Source organism: Gracilibacillus orientalis (genome assembly GCF_900114645.1).
In the GTDB taxonomy this organism is placed as follows: Bacteria; Bacillota; Bacilli; order Bacillales; family Amphibacillaceae; genus Gracilibacillus; species Gracilibacillus orientalis.
In genome coordinates this window covers 422,744-444,051 of record NZ_FOTR01000001.1, presented here as the reverse complement: position 1 = coordinate 444,051, position 21,308 = coordinate 422,744, and the positions used below count along the sequence as shown (strand labels likewise).

Annotated in this window: 22 protein-coding genes; 16 read left to right on the top strand and 6 right to left on the bottom strand. The window is 36.9% G+C overall.

The window, feature by feature from the left end; translation table 11 throughout:
- Positions 1–177: 177 nt before the first annotated feature.
- Positions 178–1,092: a VOC family protein gene (locus BM121_RS02215; RefSeq protein ID WP_091480553.1), complete on the top strand. Its 915-nt coding sequence runs from the start codon at positions 178–180 to the stop codon at positions 1,090–1,092.
- Positions 1,093–1,222: 130 nt separating this feature from the next.
- Complete coding sequence (locus BM121_RS02210; protein ID WP_091480530.1) at positions 1,223–2,647, top strand: aldehyde dehydrogenase family protein; 1,425 nt, start codon at positions 1,223–1,225, stop codon at positions 2,645–2,647.
- Between the two features lie 65 nt (positions 2,648–2,712).
- Here BM121_RS02210 and BM121_RS02205 read toward each other — a convergent pair whose 3' ends face one another.
- The gene (locus BM121_RS02205; protein WP_091480527.1) at positions 2,713–4,065 is read right to left on the bottom strand and encodes an MATE family efflux transporter; all 1,353 of its coding nucleotides are present in this window, start codon (positions 4,063–4,065) and stop codon (positions 2,713–2,715) included.
- 73 nt (positions 4,066–4,138) lie between these two features.
- Here BM121_RS02205 and BM121_RS02200 point away from each other — a divergent pair, with 73 nt between their 5' ends.
- On the top strand, positions 4,139–5,209 hold the full coding sequence (locus BM121_RS02200) for an undecaprenyldiphospho-muramoylpentapeptide beta-N-acetylglucosaminyltransferase (protein ID WP_091481241.1): 1,071 nt from the start codon (positions 4,139–4,141) through the stop codon (positions 5,207–5,209).
- 78 nt (positions 5,210–5,287) lie between these two features.
- A complete protein-coding gene (locus BM121_RS02195) occupies positions 5,288–6,118 on the top strand; it encodes an aldo/keto reductase (protein WP_091480525.1) in 831 nt (276 codons plus the stop codon).
- Positions 6,119–6,190: 72 nt separating this feature from the next.
- Here BM121_RS02195 and BM121_RS02190 read toward each other — a convergent pair whose 3' ends face one another.
- Positions 6,191–6,739, bottom strand: coding sequence for a beta-class carbonic anhydrase (locus tag BM121_RS02190; RefSeq protein WP_091480523.1), 549 nt, complete (start codon positions 6,737–6,739; stop codon positions 6,191–6,193).
- A 103-nt stretch (positions 6,740–6,842) separates the two neighbouring features.
- Here BM121_RS02190 and BM121_RS02185 point away from each other — a divergent pair, with 103 nt between their 5' ends.
- The 3 genes from BM121_RS02185 to BM121_RS02175 all read left to right on the top strand — a co-directional run bounded on the left by BM121_RS02185 (position 6,843) and on the right by BM121_RS02175 (position 9,938).
- Positions 6,843–7,658: a S1C family serine protease gene (locus tag BM121_RS02185; protein WP_091480521.1), complete on the top strand. Its 816-nt coding sequence runs from the start codon at positions 6,843–6,845 to the stop codon at positions 7,656–7,658.
- A gap of 337 nt (positions 7,659–7,995) precedes the next feature.
- Positions 7,996–8,727, top strand: coding sequence for an RNA polymerase sigma-I factor (gene sigI / locus BM121_RS02180; protein ID WP_091480519.1), 732 nt, complete (start codon positions 7,996–7,998; stop codon positions 8,725–8,727).
- Entirely contained in the window at positions 8,724–9,938 is a 1,215-nt protein-coding gene (locus tag BM121_RS02175) for an anti-sigma-I factor RsgI family protein (protein WP_091480516.1), read from the top strand. The genes sigI and BM121_RS02175 overlap by 4 nt, the downstream gene beginning before the upstream one ends.
- Positions 9,939–10,178: 240 nt before the next feature.
- On the opposite strand, the gene BM121_RS02170 is transcribed toward BM121_RS02175, so the two are convergent.
- Positions 10,179–10,385 carry a YhdB family protein gene (locus tag BM121_RS02170; protein ID WP_425432203.1) on the bottom strand — a complete coding sequence of 69 codons (207 nt, stop codon included), beginning with the start codon at positions 10,383–10,385 and terminating at the stop codon, positions 10,179–10,181.
- Positions 10,386–10,590: 205 nt separating this feature from the next.
- Here BM121_RS02170 and BM121_RS02165 point away from each other — a divergent pair, with 205 nt between their 5' ends.
- The 7 genes from BM121_RS02165 to BM121_RS02130 all read left to right on the top strand — a co-directional run bounded on the left by BM121_RS02165 (position 10,591) and on the right by BM121_RS02130 (position 17,173).
- A complete protein-coding gene (locus BM121_RS02165) occupies positions 10,591–11,265 on the top strand; it encodes a YhcN/YlaJ family sporulation lipoprotein (RefSeq protein WP_091480511.1) in 675 nt (224 codons plus the stop codon).
- A 231-nt stretch (positions 11,266–11,496) separates the two neighbouring features.
- Complete coding sequence (locus tag BM121_RS02160; RefSeq protein WP_091480508.1) at positions 11,497–12,144, top strand: class I SAM-dependent methyltransferase; 648 nt, start codon at positions 11,497–11,499, stop codon at positions 12,142–12,144.
- Between the two features lie 7 nt (positions 12,145–12,151).
- Positions 12,152–12,619 carry an S-ribosylhomocysteine lyase gene (locus tag BM121_RS02155; protein WP_091480506.1) on the top strand — a complete coding sequence of 156 codons (468 nt, stop codon included), beginning with the start codon at positions 12,152–12,154 and terminating at the stop codon, positions 12,617–12,619.
- Between the two features lie 14 nt (positions 12,620–12,633).
- Positions 12,634–13,560 carry a PLP-dependent cysteine synthase family protein gene (locus tag BM121_RS02150; protein ID WP_091480503.1) on the top strand — a complete coding sequence of 309 codons (927 nt, stop codon included), beginning with the start codon at positions 12,634–12,636 and terminating at the stop codon, positions 13,558–13,560.
- Positions 13,561–13,571: 11 nt separating this feature from the next.
- Positions 13,572–14,705, top strand: a complete 1,134-nt coding sequence (locus BM121_RS02145; protein ID WP_091480501.1) for a bifunctional cystathionine gamma-lyase/homocysteine desulfhydrase — start codon at positions 13,572–13,574, stop codon at positions 14,703–14,705.
- Positions 14,706–15,336: 631 nt separating this feature from the next.
- Entirely contained in the window at positions 15,337–16,710 is a 1,374-nt protein-coding gene (locus BM121_RS02135) for a dipeptidase (protein ID WP_091480495.1), read from the top strand.
- A 91-nt stretch (positions 16,711–16,801) separates the two neighbouring features.
- Positions 16,802–17,173 carry a rhodanese-like domain-containing protein gene (locus BM121_RS02130; protein WP_091480492.1) on the top strand — a complete coding sequence of 124 codons (372 nt, stop codon included), beginning with the start codon at positions 16,802–16,804 and terminating at the stop codon, positions 17,171–17,173.
- A 73-nt stretch (positions 17,174–17,246) separates the two neighbouring features.
- Here the strand turns inward: BM121_RS02130 and BM121_RS02125 are convergent, their stop codons facing one another.
- Complete coding sequence (locus BM121_RS02125; RefSeq protein ID WP_091480488.1) at positions 17,247–17,675, bottom strand: CHRD domain-containing protein; 429 nt, start codon at positions 17,673–17,675, stop codon at positions 17,247–17,249.
- 170 nt (positions 17,676–17,845) lie between these two features.
- On the opposite strand from BM121_RS02125, the gene BM121_RS02120 reads away from it, so the two are divergent.
- Together BM121_RS02120 and BM121_RS02115 are read left to right on the top strand one after the other, a co-directional pair.
- Positions 17,846–19,261, top strand: coding sequence for a SpoVR family protein (locus BM121_RS02120; protein WP_091480485.1), 1,416 nt, complete (start codon positions 17,846–17,848; stop codon positions 19,259–19,261).
- A 169-nt stretch (positions 19,262–19,430) separates the two neighbouring features.
- Entirely contained in the window at positions 19,431–19,883 is a 453-nt protein-coding gene (locus BM121_RS02115; RefSeq protein WP_091480482.1) for a hypothetical protein, read from the top strand.
- Between the two features lie 75 nt (positions 19,884–19,958).
- Here BM121_RS02115 and BM121_RS02110 read toward each other — a convergent pair whose 3' ends face one another.
- Positions 19,959–20,267 (bottom strand): ArsR/SmtB family transcription factor, encoded by a 309-nt coding sequence (locus tag BM121_RS02110; RefSeq protein ID WP_091480479.1) that lies wholly within the window; start codon positions 20,265–20,267, stop codon positions 19,959–19,961.
- 18 nt (positions 20,268–20,285) lie between these two features.
- The gene (locus BM121_RS02105; RefSeq protein ID WP_245780721.1) at positions 20,286–21,209 is read right to left on the bottom strand and encodes a cation diffusion facilitator family transporter; all 924 of its coding nucleotides are present in this window, start codon (positions 21,207–21,209) and stop codon (positions 20,286–20,288) included.
- Positions 21,210–21,308 lie beyond the last annotated feature (99 nt).

The window sequence follows — 21,308 nt, the reverse complement described above, 5'->3', positions numbered from 1 at the left end:
AGTTTTTGTAAAGAAACAATAAAAATAAACTTCTAAGACCGAATCGTACAGTGATTTGGTCTTTTATTTTTTTGTATTTCAAAAATAAGAACGGATGAATGCAGCAATCAAAAAGAAATCAAAGCAGAATTAAAATGGTAGAATAAATAAAAATAAAATAAATTAGGAGGAATCACAATGACAAAGACAAATCAAAATATTGTTCCACATTTATGGTATGACAAGGAGGCGAATGAAGCAGCTGAGTTTTATGCTTCCATTTTCCCTGACTCAAATATTACGAATAAAACAACACTCAACGACACACCATCAGGCGACGCTGATTTAGTCTCTTTTGAGTTGTGGGGACAGAAATTCATGGCAATCAACGCAGGACCTTTTTTCAGATTCAATCCGTCTGTGTCGTTCATGGTTAATTTTGACCCATCACGAGAAAAAGACGCGAGTGAAAAAATAAATGAGGTTTGGAATAGATTGTCCGAAGGTGGCAAAGTATTAATGCCACTTGATACGTATCCGTTTAGTGAGAAGTATGGCTGGATTCAAGATAAGTATGGTTTGTCGTGGCAGTTAATTCTTACCGATCCAGAAGGTGAAGAGCGGCCAACGATAGTGCCGTCACTAATGTTTGTCGGTGATAAATGTGGCAAAGCGGAAGAGGCGATTAATTTTTATTTATCTGTATTTACGAACTCAAGACAAGGCCTAATTGCCCGTTACCCTCAAGGAATGGAACCTGACAAAGAAGGAACCATCATGTTTTCTGATTTTATGCTTGAGAATCAGTGGTTTGCTGCAATGGATAGCGCACAAGATCATCAATTTAATTTCAATGAATCAGTCTCATTTATGGTATATTGTGACACGCAAGACGAGATTGATTACTACTGGGATAAGCTGTCAGCGGTTCCTGAATCCGAGCAATGCGGTTGGCTGAAAGATAAGTATGGAGTGTCCTGGCAGATTGTGCCGAGAGAAATGGACGAGATGATGAGCAATGGCACACCGGAACAAATTGCGCGTGTTAATCAGGCAACTCTTAAAATGAAGAAACTTGATCTTACAAAGCTACAACAAGTATACAAGGGATAATGAAAATACAAGCTGCTGCTTGATTTAACGTTTAAAATAGTAAGAAAGTGGAATACCAATCATAAGAAAAACAGAATATCTACTTTATGCATTCTAATAGTGAAAATCTAAAAAACAGAGGTGTTAACCAATGCAGCAGTTTCAACTTTTTATTGGTGGAAAATGGGTAGATACAAAGGAAACTTTGGATGTATTAGATAAATACTCACAAGAAGTATATGCACGAGTTGCCAAAGCAGATAAAGATGCAGTGGATCAAGCAATTAATAGTGCATCGAATGCCTTTGAACAAGAGCAACTGTCTCCGTATGAACGCTATCAAATTTTACACAAGGCTTCTCAACTTATTTCAGATCAACAAGAAGAGTTGGCAATGATTATTACCAGAGAAGCAGGCAAGCCGTTAAAACAAGCACGATCTGAAATTGACCGTTCTGCTCAAACCTTCTTAATAGCAGCAGAAGAGGCAAAACGAATCCATGGTGAAGGTGTTCCAGTTGAGGCAGCACCTGGATCGGAAAATAGGATGGCTTTTACCATTAAAGTACCGGTAGGAGTTGTCGGTGCGATCAGTCCTTTTAATTTTCCGCTTAACCTTGTATCACATAAGGTAGCACCAGCCCTAGCAGCCGGTAATGCGGTTGTCTTGAAACCAGCCAGTAAAACACCGATCTCATCATTAAAGCTAGCAGAAATCCTTGATCAGGCAGGTTTGCCGAAAGGATTATTACAAGTTATAGTTGGATCTGGATCAACAGTCGGTAATCAAATGATGAAGGATGAGCGAATTGCACTTTACACCTTTACAGGTAGTGCAAAAGTAGGTTTGAAATTAAAACAGGAAACAGGACTGAATTGCTTAATTTTAGAATTAGGAAATAATTCACCAGTGATTGTCGATAAAGAAGCAGATCTTGATTTAGCTGCCAAAACACTTGCAGCACAGTCATTTGCTTTTGCCGGTCAAGTATGTATTTCCGTACAACGAATTTATGTTCATGAAGAAGTTCAGGAATTCTTTTTAGAAAAACTGAAAGGGCATATGGCTGAACTGAAAATAGGAGATCCAACCGATCCAGAAACAGATGTAGGTCCAATGATTGCACAAAAAGAGGCTGAACGTGCAGAAGAATGGATTCAGGAAGCAGTAAAAAAAGGTGCTAATATCTTCATCGGTGGTGAAAGAAAAGGAGCACTACTGAAACCAACTATTTTGACTGATGTTAAACCAGAAATGCGTGTGGTGTGTGAAGAAATATTTGCACCAGTAGCAAGTGTCATTCCTTTTTCAGATATGAAGCAGTGTATTCATGAAATGAATCAATCTGATTATGGCTTGCAAGGAGGCATTTTCACACAGAATATTGATACTGCTTATTACGCAGCAAAACATGTTGAAGTTGGCGGATTTATGATTAATGACGGCTCACAATATCGTGTGGATTTAATGCCATATGGTGGTGTGAAAGATAGTGGTAATGGAAAAGAAGGACCAAAATATTCAATTGAGGAAATGACAGAAGAGAAATTAATTGTAATGAATTTAAAGGTGTAGCATGTGATAAGCTACACCTTTTTTTTACGAGTGTCCAGATAATCGGGGAAAGTGTCCAGAAAAAATTACATCTGTTTGGCTAATTTGTTTTGCAGGTAATACATCCGTCCAAATAAGGTGATTGCTCCAGCTGAAAGCCCAACGATTAACCCTAGCCAATAACCAAACGCATCCAAATTTGTATAATTCGCAAATAGCCAACCGCTTGGTAATCCGATTAACCAGTAGGAAACAAGTGACATCCAAAAGGTAATGTTCACATCTTTATACCCACGTAAAATTCCTTGAACTGGTGCACCAACTGCATCAGCGAATTGGAAAAATATTGCATAATAAAGGAAGTGTTTTGTTAGCTCAATTACTTCTTGGTGATCACTATAAAGATGAGCCACCTGATCGTCCAACAGATAAATGATACCACCAGCTAAGAAGGCGATTATTACACCTGATATAATGCCCATATAGGAATAGGTTTTCGCATCCTGAATCCGTTTTGCACCGATTTCAAAGCCGACTGCAATTGTTAGTGACATGGCAATGCTTAATGGTATCATATATAAAAAGGAAGCGAAATTAATTGCTGCCTGGTGTGCGGCGATCGTATTGGTGCTATAAACACTTAGCATGAATGTCACCGCAGAAAAAATACTTACTTCAAAAAAGATCGAAAAGCCAATCGGAAGACCTAGTCGTAATTGGCTGAACCATTCCTTCAAGGAAGGTTTTACGAACTTGTGGAAAATTTTATGACCGCGAAATGGCCGTACATAATGGACAATTAAAATGGATAAGATTAAATTGACAAGAAACGTTAATCCTGATGCAATTCCGGCACCAATCCCTCCAAAGGCTGGCAAACCTAATTTGCCAAAGATAAATATGTAATTAAATACAATATTTAATGGAAGCGAAATTAAAATAATCGCCATCGAAATTCTTGTATGTCCAAGACCATCGATATAGGACCGTAATAAATTATATATGAAGTGAGGAATCATTCCTAATCCAATCGTAATAATGTAATACTTGGCAACGTGTTGTACTCTGTCTTCCAAATCCATCAATCCTAAAATCGGATCGATCAGGAAAGTGCCAATCAATGTAACGACAACCCCTAATCCAATCGATACATAAATACCTTGTTGTACGGTAAAAGGTATTTTCTCCTCTTCATTAGCACCTGTCAGTTGAGCAACAATCGGGGACATTGCCATCAGAATACCGACGACCGCCATTTGTACCGGCACCCATAAACTAGAGCCAATCGCTACTCCGGCTAAATCGGCAGCGCCTGCCCTGCCTGACATAATCGTGTCAAAAAAATTCATCGCATACATACTTACTTGCGTGATTAGAATGGGTATCAGTATAATCATAAAGAGTCTTATTTTTTCTCGTAAGGTTTTTGTTTTGTACATAATCATTCTTCCTTTTTCTACGCTAGTAGGAGGATTATAACATATTTTGTTAAAAGAGAGGACGGTTTTATTTATGACCACTAAACAAATCATTTTCACAGGTGGTGGCACAGCAGGACACGTAATGGTCAACTTAGCCATTATTCCTGCCTTCTTAAAAGACGGTTGGACAGTTGATTATATTGGATCGAAAGATGGTATCGAAAAAGATTTAATGGAACCATTAGAAGGGGTGACATACCACCCGATTTCAACTGGAAAACTTAGACGCTATTTTTCCAAGGAAAATTTTAAAGACCCTTTCAAAGTATTAAAAGGAACTTGGCAAGCACATCGAATTATTGGTAAAAAAAAGCCTGCTGTTATTTTCTCGAAAGGTGGATTTGTCTCTGTTCCCGTATTGGTGGCTGCACGCATGAAAGGTGTACCGGCCGTCATTCATGAATCCGATTTTACACCAGGACTTGCCAATAAATTAGCAATCCCTTTTGCCAAAAAAGTGTTGGCAACCTTTCCTGAGACGGTAAAATATTTACCTGAACAAAAGGCTGAATGGATCGGCGCGGTTGTTCGTGAGGAGCTTTTCACAGGAAACAGGGAAAAAGGTTTTGCCATGACTGCCTTTACCAGCCAGAAGAATGTTTTATTAATTATGGGTGGGAGTGCCGGTTCTCAAAAGATTAACCAGGCAGTTCGCGAAGGATTAGAAGACCTGTTAAATCAATTTCAAGTTATTCATATTTGTGGAAAAGACAATATTGATGAGACATATGCTCAAGAAGGTTATGTTCAATATGAATATGTCCAGGATGAATTAAAAGATTTACTAGCGATCACAGACTTGGTTTGTTCACGTGCAGGTGCTAACGCGATTTTCGAATTTTTAGCATTAAATAAACCAATGCTACTTATTCCATTATCACGTCAAGCAAGCCGTGGAGACCAGATTGTCAATGCTCAATCTTTCGAAAAACAAGGATATGCAAAAGTATTGGAGGAAGAAAATTTGTCGACAGAGTCATTAGTAGCTTCTCTGCTTGAATTGAAAAAAGATAAATTTGAGATAAAAGATAAAATGAATCAATACCGTTCCAGTGAAGCAAAGCAAAAGGTTATTGAAATTATTAAAAAGCAAGCAAATTAAGCAGTTTATTTTGGAAAAATCCAACAGAATACTAAAATAGAAAGTGAATGGTTAATTAAAAAGGAGGCGTTTCTAAGAATGAGCTTAACGACAACATTAAAACTGAACAATGGAACAGAAATTCCTGCGGTAGGACTTGGCGTATACAAAGCGGAACCAGGTGATGAGGTTTACCATGCGGTACGTTCAGCATTAGAATTAGGCTATCGTCATATTGATACGGCATCCCTTTATGCAAATGAAGAGGGGGTAGGTCAAGCAATTATCGACAGTGGTATTCCTCGTGATGACATCTTTGTGACAACAAAAGTATGGAATGACGAACAAGGGTATGAAGAAACGAAAGCAGCATTTAAGAGCAGTTTAGAACGTCTGCAAATGGATTATGTTGATTTATACTTAGTACACTGGCCGGTACCAGGTACATTCACCGAAACCTACAAAGCTCTGGAAGAAATATATCGGGACGGGAAAGCAAAAGCGATCGGAGTTAGTAATTTTGAGCCTCATCATGTAGAGGAATTGTTAAAAGAGGCAGAGATTACGCCAGTAGTTAACCAAGTAGAATTACACCCACAATTACAACAGCAAGCTGTCAGGGATTTTTGCGAAAAGCACGATATTAAAGTGGAAGCATGGGCTCCATTAGGTAAAGCACGCTATTTCGATCATCCAGTCTTACAAGATTTAGCTGTGAAACATAATAAAAAGCCTGCACAAATTATTGTGCGTTGGCAATATCAATCTGGTATTATTACGATTCCAAAGTCTGTTCATAAGGAACGTCAACAGGAAAATGTTAATATCTTTGATTTTGAATTATCGAAGGAAGATATTGAAAAAATCAAAGGTATGGATGCAGACAAACGGTTAGGCGCTCATCCTGATGAGTTTGATTATGGAGTTTAGAGTGTGAAATGATAGATGAAAGGCAAAAGGAAAAGGCTTGGTACAAACCAAGCCTTTTCTTTTTAAAAGAGTCTAATATCCTTTTTTAACTAAATCTAATTTTCCTGTAGCAGGATCAATGATTAGTCCGTGTACGGGTATTTCTTCCGGTAACAATGGATGGTTATCGATAATACGCACTGATTGTTCAACAGATGCAGTAACATCGTCAAAACCGGTTAACCACTCTTTGGGCTCTTTATCAAGACTATCAATTGCTATTTGTTTAATACCTTTCTCCTTCATTAAATCAACGAAACTATCCGTATTGAAACCATTCATTCCGCAACCATGATGTGCGATCACAAATACCTCATCTGCTTGTAAGGCATGGATTGCTACTAATATACTTTTCATTGTACTGTCATACGGATCATTCAAAATAGCACCAGCATTTTTAACCATCTTCACATCGCCATTATGTAAATTTAAAGCTTTTGGTAATAATTCGACTAGGCGAGTATCCATGCATGTGAAAATTACTGCTCTTTTATTTGGGAATTTATCCGTTTCATATACCTCATAGCCTTTCTCTTCGACAAATTGTTTATTGTAGTCAAGAATTTCATCTAATAACATCATGACACTCCTTTCTCTATTAACTTATAATATAAAACAAGATAGCAATTCAATCAATCAAAATGATATAATGAAGTCAACAGATCGTTTTTGGATGAGGTGTAGTATGAAACATTCGGATGACAAAAAACGGGATATTATTGATGAAGATTTATATGAAGAAATAGATCCGGAAGAAATGTATGAACTGGTCCAAGAAGAACGACGCAAATTAGAAGAGAATGAACGAACAGAAGCAGAAGATAGTAAAAAGAGAGTATTTCCTAAATGGGCGGTGTGGTCGATTGCTATTGCGATGTTTATTCAAGTGATTGCCATTCTGCCACAAACTTTTTCGATTCCAGCAATTGAATTTATTCAAACTTCTGGAAGGTTAATGCAGGATGAAACAGTACAACAGTATCGCGATGCAGTTGTTGTCATTGAAGGCGAGGACAATAAAGGTACCGGCTTTGCTATCTCAACAGATGGTTATATCATCACCAACTATCATGTGATTGAGGATCAACCAAGGATCACTGTCGCTTTCCAGGAGGAAGGCCTGTATAATGGTGAAGTAGTGGAAACCTATCCAGAAATAGACCTTGCTGTATTAGATATAGAGGCAGAAAATCTTCCATATTTAGCACTAAGCGATAAAAATAGCGAAGAACAGCTTGAAGATGTTCTTTTTATTGGAAATCCTCTACGTTTTAATGGCATTGCCAACGAGGGAGATTTAATTGGAAAGACACAATTATCTTCCTGGGAGAAACCAGTCTATATGTTAGATGCGCCAGTTTATCGAGGAAACAGTGGCAGTCCGGTCTTGAATGAGCAAGGTGATGTCATTGCAGTTGTTTTTGCGACACAAAAAAATGAGGAACACGGCAGAGTAGGCTTAGCCGTGCCTATAGAATATCTAAATATAAATAAACAATGATTCATGTAAACTCTCAGTATTGTTTTTACTGAGAGTTAGTTTATTATCTCAAAAAAGAGGGCGATTATATACTTTAACATTAAAGAATAGGTTCCAAAGGACTATTCGTTACTGCCTTATTTCTGTGAGTATTTAATCATAATGAGTCAATATATCTATTGATTGAAAATAAAACTTAATGAATTGTAATTGAATTATGGTAGATAGAAACAAGATTTTCTTTTATTCTGTATAAAGTGACAAAAAAAACTGGTGAAAATAGACTTAATTTTTATTAATAACAGACAAAAAAACACTAATACAATACGAATTTTATAAAGGACTGGTGGTGCCGAATATGATAGAAAGCCAGTTAACCGATAAAGAATATAGATTAGAAGATCAAATTGAGTTGATACAGCGAGGTGATGACTACTTACGTAATGATATAATTAAAGCATATCAACCATTTATTGCAAAATGTGTTTCGGATGTGTGTAAAAGATATATCAAACATGAACATGATGAATTTAGCGTCGGTATGATTGCTTTTAATGAGGCAATAGAGTTGTATTCACGGGAGAAAGGCTCATCATTTCTTGCCTTTGCTCAAGTCATAATTAAACGCAAAGTAATTGACTATATCCGGAAAGAACAGAGACAATATATGTATCCAGCTCTGAATATGAATGACGAGGAAGAAATAGAAGAAAGTCCGTTACAGATATCACAAGCTAAAAAAATATTTCAACTGGAACAAGAATCATGGAATCGCAGACAAGAAATTTTGGAGTTATCTGAACAATTGAAACAGTTTAAAATTTCATTTAGAGAGCTTACAGAAATTTCACCAAAACACCAAGATGCGCGTGAATCTGCAGTTTATGCTGCGAAACAGTTAATAAATGACTCAGAATTAAAAGATTATGTACTACTTAAAAAAAGAGTACCTATTAAAAAATTATTGAAGGTCGTACCTGTTAGTAAAAAAACGTTAGAGAGAAATCGAAAATATATATTAACGGTATTTATTATCCTTACAGGTGATTATGTATATTTAAAAGAATACCTCGAGGGGGTAGATCTGTGAAAAAAGGAATAATTGTGGAACATACATCACGATACACAATCGTGATGGATAAGAATGGTGTGTTCCACAGAGCGGTACCAATGAAGGAAAAAGAAATTGGTACGGAAACCTTTTATCAACAAAAAAAATCCGTCTTGCAATCGTTTTTTAATTTTTTCAAAGGATCAATAACGTGGAAGCTAGTTCCTATGGTCTTAATATGTTTACTGCTATTAAGTCCATTATACATATGGTTAGCAGGTAATAAAGCTTATGCAGTAGTTAGTATTGACATTAATCCAAGCTTAAATATTACCATTGATGAACAATATCAAGTACTTGACGTTGAACCGATGAATGACGATGCTGAACAGTTGATGGATAATTTAGAGGTTAAAAATCGTACCATAACATCGTTGACAGATGAAATTATTGACAAAGTAACAGTTAACACAGAAGCTGAAGCAGATCGTCCGGTTTTAATGGCGGTAAGCTACTACGATGAGAACAACCAGGATCATCATTTTGAAGATGAATTAGGTAGTTATTATCAACAACTTGGATATCAAGTGGCCATTTATGAAGTGTCGAAAGAACTTAGAGCACAGGCTGAAACAGATCATGTCTCGATGAATGAGTTAACAGCACAGTCGTTAGAGGAAAGCCTTGGATCAGAAGTAAAACAAATATCAACCGAAAATGATACGCTTGAAACTTCCTTAGATACAGAAGAAAGAGAACTAATTGAAAATTTTTATAATCATAATGAGCAAGAACAAGAGGAAGAGGTCAATCAGGAAGAGATTGAAATCGATGAAACAGAACAGGAAGAGAATCTAGAAGATATCGAGGAAAACAATCAAGGCGAATCGAAAAAAGAGACAAATGATCCTGCTATTTTACCTGCTAATGCAAGTGAACGTGCCAAAGAACAAAAATCAGTAAATAATGGTAAGAAACAAGATAATCACGGTCAAAAAGTGGGCGATGAGGCAAAAACAAAGACCGACAATCAAGATCAAAAAGCGAACAAAAAGACAAAAGAGCAGACTCAGAAAAAAACAAAAGAGAAAAACAATAAGAAAAAAAAACAGGATAATAAAAATAAAAAATCAAAAACTAACAAAAACAAGAAATCGGATGATAAAAAGTCAACATCTAAGCAGAATAACAAACCTAAAAAGAAAGATAAACCGCAAAAACAGCATCCAGGTAAAGGACATAACAAATAAAGTTTAAACTGTTATCTCAGTATGAAGAGATTCCAGTTTTTTTTTGGTAATAACTAGAGTTTTTTTGTAGCGAGTTTTGTGTAAATAATGACAATAGCGTGTTAGACGATGTCATTAAGTTGAAGGGTTAGTGTTAAACTAACCCTTATTTAAATCAGCTGAGGAAAGTTAAAGCAGTTGAGGAGACAAATACAGAACCGACGAACTAGGAACTGATGATAATCTTTCCTCAGCATCTTTTTATTGTGAAGTAAGGCTCATTTGATTGACTAAAGCATGGTCGATATAATGCATAAGTTGTTCATGCGAACTCATTAGATAATCCTGTGAGCTTGGATAATGATAGGCATGTAAAAATTGTTCGATTTTTTTGGACAGTAAGTCATCATTTGTTCGGACCATTAATACTAGCAAGTCATCCCATTGCCCCCATAACGTATAATACATTGCTTTATCGTAGTCAATATTCAACGAATAATCCCCCTTTTCTTAAATTGTTGTATACATTTTAGTTGGGGAATCCTTATTAGTGTGTGCGGTTTACAATGAAAAAGTCGAAAGAACTGTTGGTCTCGTTACCAAATATTAATCAACATAAGTCATTCTGTTTCCATCCATACTATTGATGATATTAAAAAAAGGAGGGAAACAGATGAAATTATCAAAGCCGGCTTTAGCAATGACTTTTGCTGCAACATTAACACTGACAGCATGTGGCGGAAATGAATATGGTCAAGAAAATGGAGAATATAATGGTAATCCGGCACAACCGATAGGATACAATCAGACATCTAACGATCCAGCCAATGATCGTGCTAACAATAGAAATCAAACTACAGATCCATCCCGCGGACAAGATAATATGAACCGTGAAACTCGTAGAAATGACAACAATCAATTTATGTTTGATGGCAACACAAACAGAGATGCCGATAATATGACTAACTCTAGACGTAATGGTGCAAACTATAATGTTGGAGAAGAAGCGGCTGAAAAAATCCAGTCTGAAGTTCCGGAAATTGACCGTGTATATGTAGTAACAACTGACAATAATGCATATGTAGCGGCATCATGGGATAAAGAAACAGATAATGAAAGTCCTAATCGAAACAATGAAGAATTAAGTGAAGAAACAAAAGAAAAAATTACGAAAACAGTTAAATCTGTGAATGATGATATCGATAATGTTTATGTTTCGACAAACCCGGATTTCTTTGATTTAGCAGGTCAATATGCCAATGATGTAGAAGGTGGCGAACCGGTAGAAGGCTTTTTCAAACGTATGGGAAATATGATTGAAAGAGTTTTCCCGAATGATGAAGAATAATTAGAATGAGCAAGTATCTTCGGATACTTGCTCATTTTAATATGGGGCGTAAATTTGCTTTGGTACATACTGCGCAGTCTTTCTTTTCATTCATTAGATAAAAGGTGCCAGACAGAAGGTTTTATGCCCAAGTTCCATTTTTGCATATCGGCTATTTTTGTGCTATATTAGTGTCAATTCCGATAAAACAGAGTAAAATAGTATGGATTAACATAGATGGAGGAGTTTACCATGGGCAGAGAGTTTTTGGAAGTGTTTGAAGAGTGGGCTTCCACTTATGATGAGGCTGTCACCGGACATGATCCTCAGTATAGAGATGTGTTCGAAGGATATGATACAATATTAGATGAAGTTGCTCAGCTAACTGAAGGTACAGTGATGGAGTTCGGCGTAGGCACCGGCAATTTAACGGAAAAAGTTCTAGCTAAAGATTTAAAAGTTATTGGGGTTGAACCGTCAGAGCCGATGAGAGAGGTAGCTAAAAAGAAATTACCTGAATTAGATCTGCATGAAGGGGATTTTCTTGCATTTCCATTACCTGATAAACCAGTAGATACAATTGTTAGTACGTATGCTTTTCACCATTTAACTAAAGAAGAAAAGAACAAAGCGATTGCTGAGTTTTATTTCTTGTTAGCCGATGGCGGTCGTGTGGTATTTGCAGATACGGTTTATAAAAATAGTCAGGATGAACAGCAGATCAAACAAGAAGCACATGAGTTGGGCTATTATGATTTACTAGAAGATTTGAACAGAGAATACTATCCTCAATTAGAGGACGTACGCCAACTTTTTGAAGCAAATGGTTTTCATTTTGAAGCTAAACAGCGAAATAAATTTGTTTGGTTATTTGTAGCGGAAAAAAAAGAAGAGGAGTGAATGGAAGATGACTAAAAAAATGAATGTTGAGAGCTTTAATTTAGATCATACTAAAGTAAAAGCACCATATGTACGACTTGTAGGAGTTACTACAGGAGGAAATGGTGATAAAGTTTATAAATACGATATCCGTTTTTGTCAACCGAATAAAGACCATATGGATATGGCAGGACTCCATTCGATTGAACACTTAATGGCAGAAAATATTCGAAATCACATTGACAATGTTTTGGATATTGGTCCAATGGGATGCCAAACAGGTTTTTATTTTGCTATCCTAAACAATGACAATTATGATGATGTGGTAGAAGCGTTGGAGAAGACATTGCAAGATGTTTTAGAAGCAACAGAAGTACCAGCATGTAATGAAGTCCAATGCGGTTGGGCAGCTAACCATAGCTTGGAAGGTGCCAAAGACATCGCAAGAAATATGTTAGCTGGTAAAGACGAATGGCACATTGTGTTTGCTGAATAAAAAGAGGGATTAGATTGGCACTTTATAAGAATATACAACAATTAATTGGAGGTACACCGTTAATGGAGTTATCGAATTTCGAACTTCCAAACGGTGTACGACTTTTTGCGAAATTAGAATTTTTTAATCCGGGTGGCAGTATTAAAGATCGTTTAGGCATAAATTTGATCGAAACAGCAATGGAAACTGGTGCATTGAAACCAGGTGGAACGCTTATCGAACCGACCGCTGGTAACACCGGGATCGGAATTGCATTAGCGGCTATTAATAAAGGATTTCATGTTATTTTTGTTGTTCCTGAACAATTTAGTCAGGAAAAACAATTATTAATGAAAGCTTTAGGTGCAGAAATTGTTCATACGCCAAGCGCTGAAGGGATGCGTGGAGCGATCGATAAAACCAAACAGTTACTATCAGAAATTCCGAACAGTTATGCTCCGCAACAATTTGAAAATCAAGCAAATCCAGAGACTTATTATAAGACATTAGCACCAGAAATTGTGAAGGACTTACATGGTGATGAGGTATCTGTTTTTGTTGCAGGCGCAGGAACAGGTGGCACTTTTATGGGAGCTGCCCGTTATTTCAAAGATAGAAATTCGAATACGAAAACAGTAATTGTTGAACCGACAGGATCGATTATTGCTGGTGGTGATATAGGATCACACCGTACGGAAGGAATCGGTATGGAATTTTTACCTGATTATATGGATCGGGCATTGTTTGATGAAATCCATACGATCGATGATGATATGGCCTTTGATATGGTGCGGCAACTGGCAGAAAAAGAAGGACTGCTGGTAGGAAGTTCATCAGGTGCAGCAATGGTTGCTGCTTTAAGAGAAGCGAAGAATGCAAAACCTGGTAGCAACATCGTTACCATTTTTCCAGATAGCAGTGAACGATATTTAAGTAAAGATATTTATACGTTTGATTCGTAGGAGGAATAGTTATGAAACGTAAAACAAAAATGGTACATGGCGGTATCACAGGGGATGAAAGAACAGGCGCTGTATCTGTACCAATTTATCAAGTAAGTACCTACAGACAACCAGAAGCCGGAAAACATACTGGTTACGAATATTCAAGAACAGGTAACCCAACACGTCATGCACTAGAAACAGTTACCGCTGAATTAGAGAATGGAAAAGCAGGGTTTGCTTTTGCTTCAGGAATGGCGGCAATTACAACTGTCATGATGCTACTCAAATCGGGTGATCATGTCGTATTAACAGATGATGTATACGGTGGAACCTATCGCTTAACAACTAAAGTGTTAAATCGTATTGAATTGGGACACACGTTTGTTGATACTAGTGATATCACTGAAATAGAAGCAGCGATTAAGCCAAATACAAAAATGCTATATATTGAAACACCGACGAATCCACTTTTAAAAGTAACTGATTTGAAAAAAATGAAAGAAATTGCTGATAAGCATAATCTTTTATTAGTAGTTGATAATACATTTGCGACACCATACTTGCAAAATCCATTAGATTTCGGTGCAGATATTGTCTTACACAGTGCAACCAAATATATCGGCGGGCACAGTGACGTTGTATCAGGGCTTGCGGCTGTAAATGATGAAAAACTGGCTGAAGAAATCCACTTTATTCAAAACTCGGTCGGTGCTATTTTAGGACCACAGGATTCATGGTTATTAATGCGAGGTATTAAGACATTAGGCTTGCGTATGGAAGCAATCGAAAAAAATGCAAACAAAATTGCAGCTTATCTTGAACAGCATCCACATGTCGAGAAGGTCTATTATCCAGGCTTATCATCACATGCAGGACATGATGTTACCAAACAGCAGGCAGAAGGTTTTGGTGGTATGATCGCATTTGACGTCGGTAGCGGAGAAAAAGCGGATCAAGTATTGAGTAAGGTCGATTATTTCACCTTAGCGGAAAGTCTTGGTGCAGTGGAAAGTTTAATTTCCATTCCGGCACGTATGACACACGCATCGATTCCAAAAGACCGCCGCGAAGAGTTAGGTATAACCGACGGCCTTATTCGCCTATCAATCGGAATCGAGGACGTTGATGACTTAATTGAAGACTTGGCAAAAGGGTTAGACTAAGAGCAATAAAATACACTTGCCTATTTGGGAGTAACGGGTTACTTCAAAGGTGCAAACAATCGAATCTCAAAGAAAACGCACTGGATTTCACACTGAAATTCATGTGCGTTTTTGTTGTTTATTATGAATGTAATCATGTGCAAGGAAATCGCTTCGGCTGCCCACTTCCCTTTCCACGGGGTTTTCTCCGAAGCTAAAGCAAAAACCGCTCGAAAAACTAATGATTTGTTTGTTGAATTACCAAAATATCTGAGTAATTTTTGCTAGTAAGGATGTTAAAGTGTTGGTATGGGGCTTAGCTCTATGCATTTTTAATTTGAATTGGTGGAGATGATATGTATTTTTATCTTTTACGCTAAAATGAAAGACAAAAGATCAGGAAATCGAAGTAAAATGTCCTTCATAAGCTTGATGAAGGACAAAACAAGCAGAAAAATAAGAAAAGTGTCCATCATAAGCTCAATGAAGGACAAAATAAGCAGAAGACTAGAAAAAATGTCCATCATCAGCCAAATTTCAAAGCACCATCTTAACATTCAAGAAAAAGCAGTTCCTAAAACTTTTTGGGTGAATGATTTAGCAATTCCATGTTAAACTATGGAAGGAATGAAGCGAAAGGAACGTGATCACAATGAAAGAAGTTATTGAATATCTTGAAAAATATAAAGATCAACACATGGAAGACCTTAAAAGCTTTTTACATATACCAAGTGTCAGCACAGATTCAAACCATAAAGAAGATGTAAAGAAAGCAGCCGAGTTTGTAGGCGACTATTTAACTAACGCTGGATTTGAAACCGTGGAAGTCCAAGAAACAAAAGGTCATCCACTTGTATACGCTGAATGGATGAATGCTGGTGAAGATGCACCAACTGTTTTATTTTATGGCCATTATGATGTACAGCCACCAGACCCACTCGACCAGTGGAAAAGTGACCCATTTCAAGCAGAAGTTAGAGATGGAAGAATCTATGCCCGTGGTGCCAGTGATGACAAAGGGCAAGTCTTTATGCACCTCGTTGTATTAAAAGCTTTCCTGCAATCGACAGGCTCATTACCAATCAATGTGAAAGTCTGTGTCGAAGGGGAAGAAGAGATCGGTAGTGCCAATCTTTATGATATCCTTCATGAACAAAAGGAAAAATTCCAAGCTGATTTTGCAGTCATATCTGATTCGGGAATGGTAGCCAAGGATCAGCCGACCATTCTTTATGGTTTAAAAGGATTTACCGGATTGGAATTTACTTTGAAAGGGCCTGACAATGATTTGCATTCAGGTCTGTACGGTGGTGCGGTGAAAAACCCCGCAATGGCTATGGCACAGCTTTTAGCAACAATGAAAAATGAAGAAGAAGTTGTTCAAGTTGCTCATTTTTATGATAATGTTGAACCTTTATCCACTGAAGAACGCGCTTTAATTAAAGATGCACCAAGTGAAGATTACCAAGAGACTACGGGAGTAAAAGAAACGGTTTCTGAAAAAGGCTATACTGCAAAAGAACATACTATGGCTAGACCAACTCTAGAAGTCAATGGTTTATTCAGCGGTTATCAAGGAGAGGGAACGAAAACCATTATCCCGTCTACTGCAACAGCGAAACTAACATGTCGTCTAGTACCAGGCCAGGATCCGCAAGAAATTCAGGATTTATTAGTAAAACATTTAGAACAACACGTGCCAAAAGGTGTGGAACTAACTATAAAGCGTGAACCATTATCAGCAAAAGCTTATAAAGTGGATCCAGATCACCCGTTGATTACCAAAGCAGCAGAGAGTTTAACAGATACCTTTGAAAAAGAAGCAGTATATGTTCGAATGGGTGGCTCTATACCAGTGGTGGAATGGATTGACTCGATCTATCAAATACCTGTTGTATTGCTTGGGTTCGGAACACCAGATGACCGATTGCATTCTCCTAATGAAAGCTTCCCGATTGCTCATTTTGATAAAGGAATGAAGACAATTGTCCATTATTGGGAGAAAGTTAAAAATCTTAAACAATAAACTGTGATGAAAGCAAAAGGTTGACAATATACTGTAACGGTGTAAAGATATTTGTGAGCCATTTATCATAGGTAATGGAGGATAACTTAATATGTCAATCTTTTGGATTGTTTTATTGTTGATCATCGTATTTTTAAGCCATTTACTATATACACGTTATGTACCTGTTAAAGGGATACCATGTGTGGAATTTGATAAAAATCGCAATCGGGAGAAATTAACCCTGGATATTCGTGATTATCAAGAAGCAGATAATGATAAAGTAGAAGAAGCGCTTGTGATTCCCATTCCATATCTACGAAGATATTATCACGAAATTCCTTCCAGGTTCGTTCACATTGTTGCTTCGAATCATGTGGAAAAGAATTTAGCGATTCGCTTTTTGAAAAATAAAGGGTTTGAAATAACAGGTTATACCCTTACGGAATGTAAATGTAAAAAAAAGATAGGAAAACTAGCATAATGCAGGAAATAAACCTTGTCTAAGTAGGCAAGGTTTATTTTTTGCATTAAAATAAAACCAACAAAGTGGAAACTTAATTGGGTATAATTTGGCCTCTAATTTCACCGGATGGATTTTGTTCAGTATGAGCATTAACATAAGTTGATTTTTGTTCCATGAATTGTAATAATTCTTCTACAGTTTCTATACCTACGTCATTTTCTATAATATCGTCATCCGTAATAGTTCCAGTAACAACGCCTCTACCTGTCGATATACCATTTTGTTCCTCAAGCGTTTCTAAGTCAGCACCAAAAAGAAACACTACTACAGGTCCATTTTCACCTCGTCTACCAAAGTGGATGTGCGCTTGAACCAAGTTTTCAATGTTGTTAACTTCTAGTCTAAACTTTATCTTAGTTCTGTTTTTATTAACTAAAAATTTTGCCAAACCAAAAGCATTAGTTTTAACAGGAGGGACTTCATTTTTACCTTTTAATCGAGCGATAAAGAGTTTCCGCATGTTAATCACCTCTCTTTCATTCAACAGTACAGTTTATGAAGGTGATTTTTATTAGTATAGGTTAGGTAACTAAAGAATCATTATTTAATGTGGTTTAGGACACCCATTAATCTTATAAAGTGTGTCCTATTTTCAAACACCTCTCATATATTATAGTGGAGGTGTTTTGTTTGAAAGCAGAAGATAAAAAGAATTTAGAAAAGGCAATTCACGAAATCACTGAGATCGCAGAAGGATTTGGCTTAGATTCTTATCCGATGCGATATGAAATTTGTCCGCCTGAAATATTATATACATTTGGTGCATATGGGATGCCGACAAGGTTCTCGCATTGGAGCTTTGGTAAACAATTTCACCGAATGAAACTGCAATATGATCTCGGGTTAAGTAGAATATATGAATTGGTGATCAATTCTAACCCTTGTTATGCTTTTTTATTACATTCCAATAGTTTGATTCAAAATAAATTAATTGTTGCCCATGTATTAGCACATTGTGACTTTTTTAAAAATAATGTACGATTTCAAAATACGAAGCGTGATATGGTAGAAAGTATGGCAGCGACAGCTGAGCGTGTAGCGAAATATGAGAAACAACATGGAATTAAAGAAGTAGAAGAATTCCTAGATGCGGTACTCTCTATTCAAGAGCACATTGATCCCACCTTATTAAAGGCACAATTAGATTGGCAAAAAAATGATGAGGAAGAAGAACTGCAACGTACAAGAACAGAATACGATGATTTATGGGACTTAGACCAGTCATCGTCTGCAGGTACACAACGATCAACTAAAAGTAAAAAATCCTTTCCACCTCATCCGGAAAAAGATATTTTATTATTTATTGAAGAGCATAGTAGAGAGTTAGAGGATTGGCAGCGGGACATCTTAACGATGATGCGAGAAGAAATGCTTTATTTTTGGCCACAATTGGAAACTAAAATTATGAATGAAGGCTGGGCAACGTACTGGCATCAACGGATTGTCAGAGCGTTAGATTTAACCAGTGATGAAACAGTTGAATTTGCATCACTGAATGCCAGTGTTGTTCAACCATCGACAACACAGATTAATCCTTATTATCTTGGAGTGAAAATGTTTGAAGATATTGAGGAACGATACAACAATCCTTCTGATGAAATGAAGCGATTTGGTGCAGAATCCGGGACAGGGAGAGAAAAGATTTTCGAGGTTCGTGAAATAGAATCAGATATCTCTTTTATGCGCAATTATCTAACCAAAGATCTTGTTGAAAAGGAAGACTTATACCTTTTTCAAAAACAAGGACCAGAATATAAAATTGTCGATAAAAAATGGGAAGATGTACGTGATCAGCTAATTTCGAGCAGATTAAATGGAGGATTTCCTTATTTGACGGTTGTTGATGGTGACTATATGCGCAATGGTGAGTTATATATCCGACATCATTATGAGGGTGTAGAGCTTGATGTACGTTATTTAGAGAAAACATTGCCATACATTTTTCGATTATGGGGAAGAGACGTCCATATTGAAACATTAATGGAAGGTAAAGAATGCTTATTTTCTTGTGATGGTACAAAAGTGATGAAAAAATATATCTCATAAAGTAGAAAATGTTACCTATCAAGTAGAATGTAGAATCAGTATATAATACTGGTTCTTTTTTGTTGATTAAAAAAATAGACTTGTTCACAAAAAACGCCTAATTTTAATATGGACAAAATACCCAACCTCATGCCTAACATATAATGTTAGTGACAGGAGGTTAATCATCATGGAACAATACTATCCATCACATCAATATATGTATGATCAATATGGAAATGTGTATCCAGTCAATGGTCAATTCTCGCCATTATCTCAACGAGGTTATCCAGGTACGCCAGGTACGGGGCAAGGAGGCGGCCCATCGACTCCGCCACCATTTGGGCCACCAGGTGCAGGACAGGGGCCACAAGGTATGGCGCCAACAGGTCCACCACCTGCTCAAATACCACAGCCTTCCCAACAGCTAGGAGACGGACCACAATTATATGCAGTTGATCCCGGTTCGATGAGAGGTTGTTTATATCGTTTTACGTATGTCTGGCTCAGTCGCTTTAATTCATTCTGGTTTTATCCAACCTATATAGGCAGACGCTCTGTAGCTGGCTACCGGTGGACAGGGTTTAACTGGGTATATTTCGGTATAGATACCGAAAGAATTCAATCTTTTACATGTGTCTAAAACAACAACAACACATGCGTTTTCCCCTAAGGTAAATGCATGTGTTGTTGTATTTACATAACGTCTGAGCGACTTTTAATGATGTGTTGCATGGTCAATCGATTGCTGCAATATTTTCATCACATGCTCATCGTCCTGGGAATAATAAATTGTCTTACCATCACGCCTGTATTTCACTAGTCGTAAATTTTTTAAAAACCGTAATTGATGGGAGACATTTGATTGATTGAGATCAAGTTGTTCTGCAATGTTGGAAACAGACAACTCACGATTAAACAATAGATGCAAGATACGTATTCTTGTCGGATCAGCTAACGCTTTAAAAGTTTGAGATATTAAAAAAAGTGTTTCTTCATCTAATGACTGATAGTTTTCGTCTGACATCATGTATCCCTCCTGTGATCAATTACAATTGTTTTCATTATGTTCCATATCTGCATGTGGACCTTCTATTTGAATGGTTGTATGATGAATCGCAAATTCATCATGCAAAACATTAACTGCTTTTTTTAATAGTAGATCCCGATCCAGATTTTCTTCTACTACCATATGACAGCTTAACGCTGGAAAATCTGAAGTGATGGTCCAGACGTGTAAATCATGAATATTAATGACACCGTCTAATTGGACCAACTTATTTTCAATGTCCTCATATGATAAATAATTAGGAGTACCTTCCATTAATATATGAAAGGACTCACGAGTGACCCGGTAGCCGCTAATCAAAATGAGAGCAGCGACAATAATACTTGCGATTGGATCTGCCATATTCCAATTAAAAAACATAATGAGTAGACCAGCTATAATCGCGCCAATTGATCCAAGTAAATCACCGAATACATGAAGTAATGCACTGCGCATATTTAGGTTATCTTTCGTATCTCCACCGTACATTAATATAAATGCGACGACAATGTTAATGATAAGTCCTGTAATCGCAATCCAAATCATCATAGGACTTACATTAGGAGGGTCTAAAAAACGGTGAAAGGCTTCATAAAAAATATAAATAGAAATGGCCAGAAGTGTGACACCATTGATAAATGCTGCTAAAATTTCAAAGCGTTTGTAGCCATAAGTATTCTGAGAGTTGGCTGCTTTTTCGCTTAATTTAAATGCAAACAAGCTTAGTGCTAAAGCGAACGCATCACTTAGCATGTGACCAGCGTCAGATAATAACGCTAGACTATTTGTTAGAATACCACCAATAACTTCGATAACCATAAACGTGGAAATAAATATAAAACTGATCAGCAATGCTTTTTTATTGCTAGTATGATCATGACTATGACCATGACCATGTCCGTGATGATGTCCCATACATATCCTCCTCAATACAATACATGAACACATATTCATATTATAAAATGAGTATCAAAAATGTGCAAGTAAAATGGAAAGTGTCCAGAAAAAAGGCAAAACTGT

Bases quoted from the DNA above. Each gene is read 5' to 3' on its own strand.
- BM121_RS02215 (WP_091480553.1), top strand. From the start codon at position 178: ATGACAAAGACAAATCAAAATATTGTTCCACATTTATGGTATGACAAG.
- BM121_RS02210 (WP_091480530.1), top strand. From the start codon at position 1,223: ATGCAGCAGTTTCAACTTTTTATTGGTGGAAAATGGGTAGATACAAAG.
- BM121_RS02205 (WP_091480527.1), bottom strand. From the start codon at position 4,065: ATGTACAAAACAAAAACCTTACGAGAAAAAATAAGACTCTTTATGATT.
- BM121_RS02200 (WP_091481241.1), top strand. From the start codon at position 4,139: ATGACCACTAAACAAATCATTTTCACAGGTGGTGGCACAGCAGGACAC.
- BM121_RS02195 (WP_091480525.1), top strand. From the start codon at position 5,288: ATGAGCTTAACGACAACATTAAAACTGAACAATGGAACAGAAATTCCT.
- BM121_RS02190 (WP_091480523.1), bottom strand. From the start codon at position 6,739: ATGATGTTATTAGATGAAATTCTTGACTACAATAAACAATTTGTCGAA.
- BM121_RS02185 (WP_091480521.1), top strand. From the start codon at position 6,843: ATGAAACATTCGGATGACAAAAAACGGGATATTATTGATGAAGATTTA.
- sigI (WP_091480519.1), top strand. From the start codon at position 7,996: ATGATAGAAAGCCAGTTAACCGATAAAGAATATAGATTAGAAGATCAA.
- BM121_RS02170 (WP_425432203.1), bottom strand. From the start codon at position 10,385: ATGTATTATACGTTATGGGGGCAATGGGATGACTTGCTAGTATTAATG.
- BM121_RS02165 (WP_091480511.1), top strand. From the start codon at position 10,591: ATGAAATTATCAAAGCCGGCTTTAGCAATGACTTTTGCTGCAACATTA.
- BM121_RS02160 (WP_091480508.1), top strand. From the start codon at position 11,497: ATGGGCAGAGAGTTTTTGGAAGTGTTTGAAGAGTGGGCTTCCACTTAT.
- BM121_RS02155 (WP_091480506.1), top strand. From the start codon at position 12,152: ATGACTAAAAAAATGAATGTTGAGAGCTTTAATTTAGATCATACTAAA.
- BM121_RS02145 (WP_091480501.1), top strand. From the start codon at position 13,572: ATGAAACGTAAAACAAAAATGGTACATGGCGGTATCACAGGGGATGAA.
- BM121_RS02135 (WP_091480495.1), top strand. From the start codon at position 15,337: ATGAAAGAAGTTATTGAATATCTTGAAAAATATAAAGATCAACACATG.
- BM121_RS02130 (WP_091480492.1), top strand. From the start codon at position 16,802: ATGTCAATCTTTTGGATTGTTTTATTGTTGATCATCGTATTTTTAAGC.
- BM121_RS02125 (WP_091480488.1), bottom strand. From the start codon at position 17,675: ATGCGGAAACTCTTTATCGCTCGATTAAAAGGTAAAAATGAAGTCCCT.
- BM121_RS02115 (WP_091480482.1), top strand. From the start codon at position 19,431: ATGGAACAATACTATCCATCACATCAATATATGTATGATCAATATGGA.
- BM121_RS02110 (WP_091480479.1), bottom strand. From the start codon at position 20,267: ATGTCAGACGAAAACTATCAGTCATTAGATGAAGAAACACTTTTTTTA.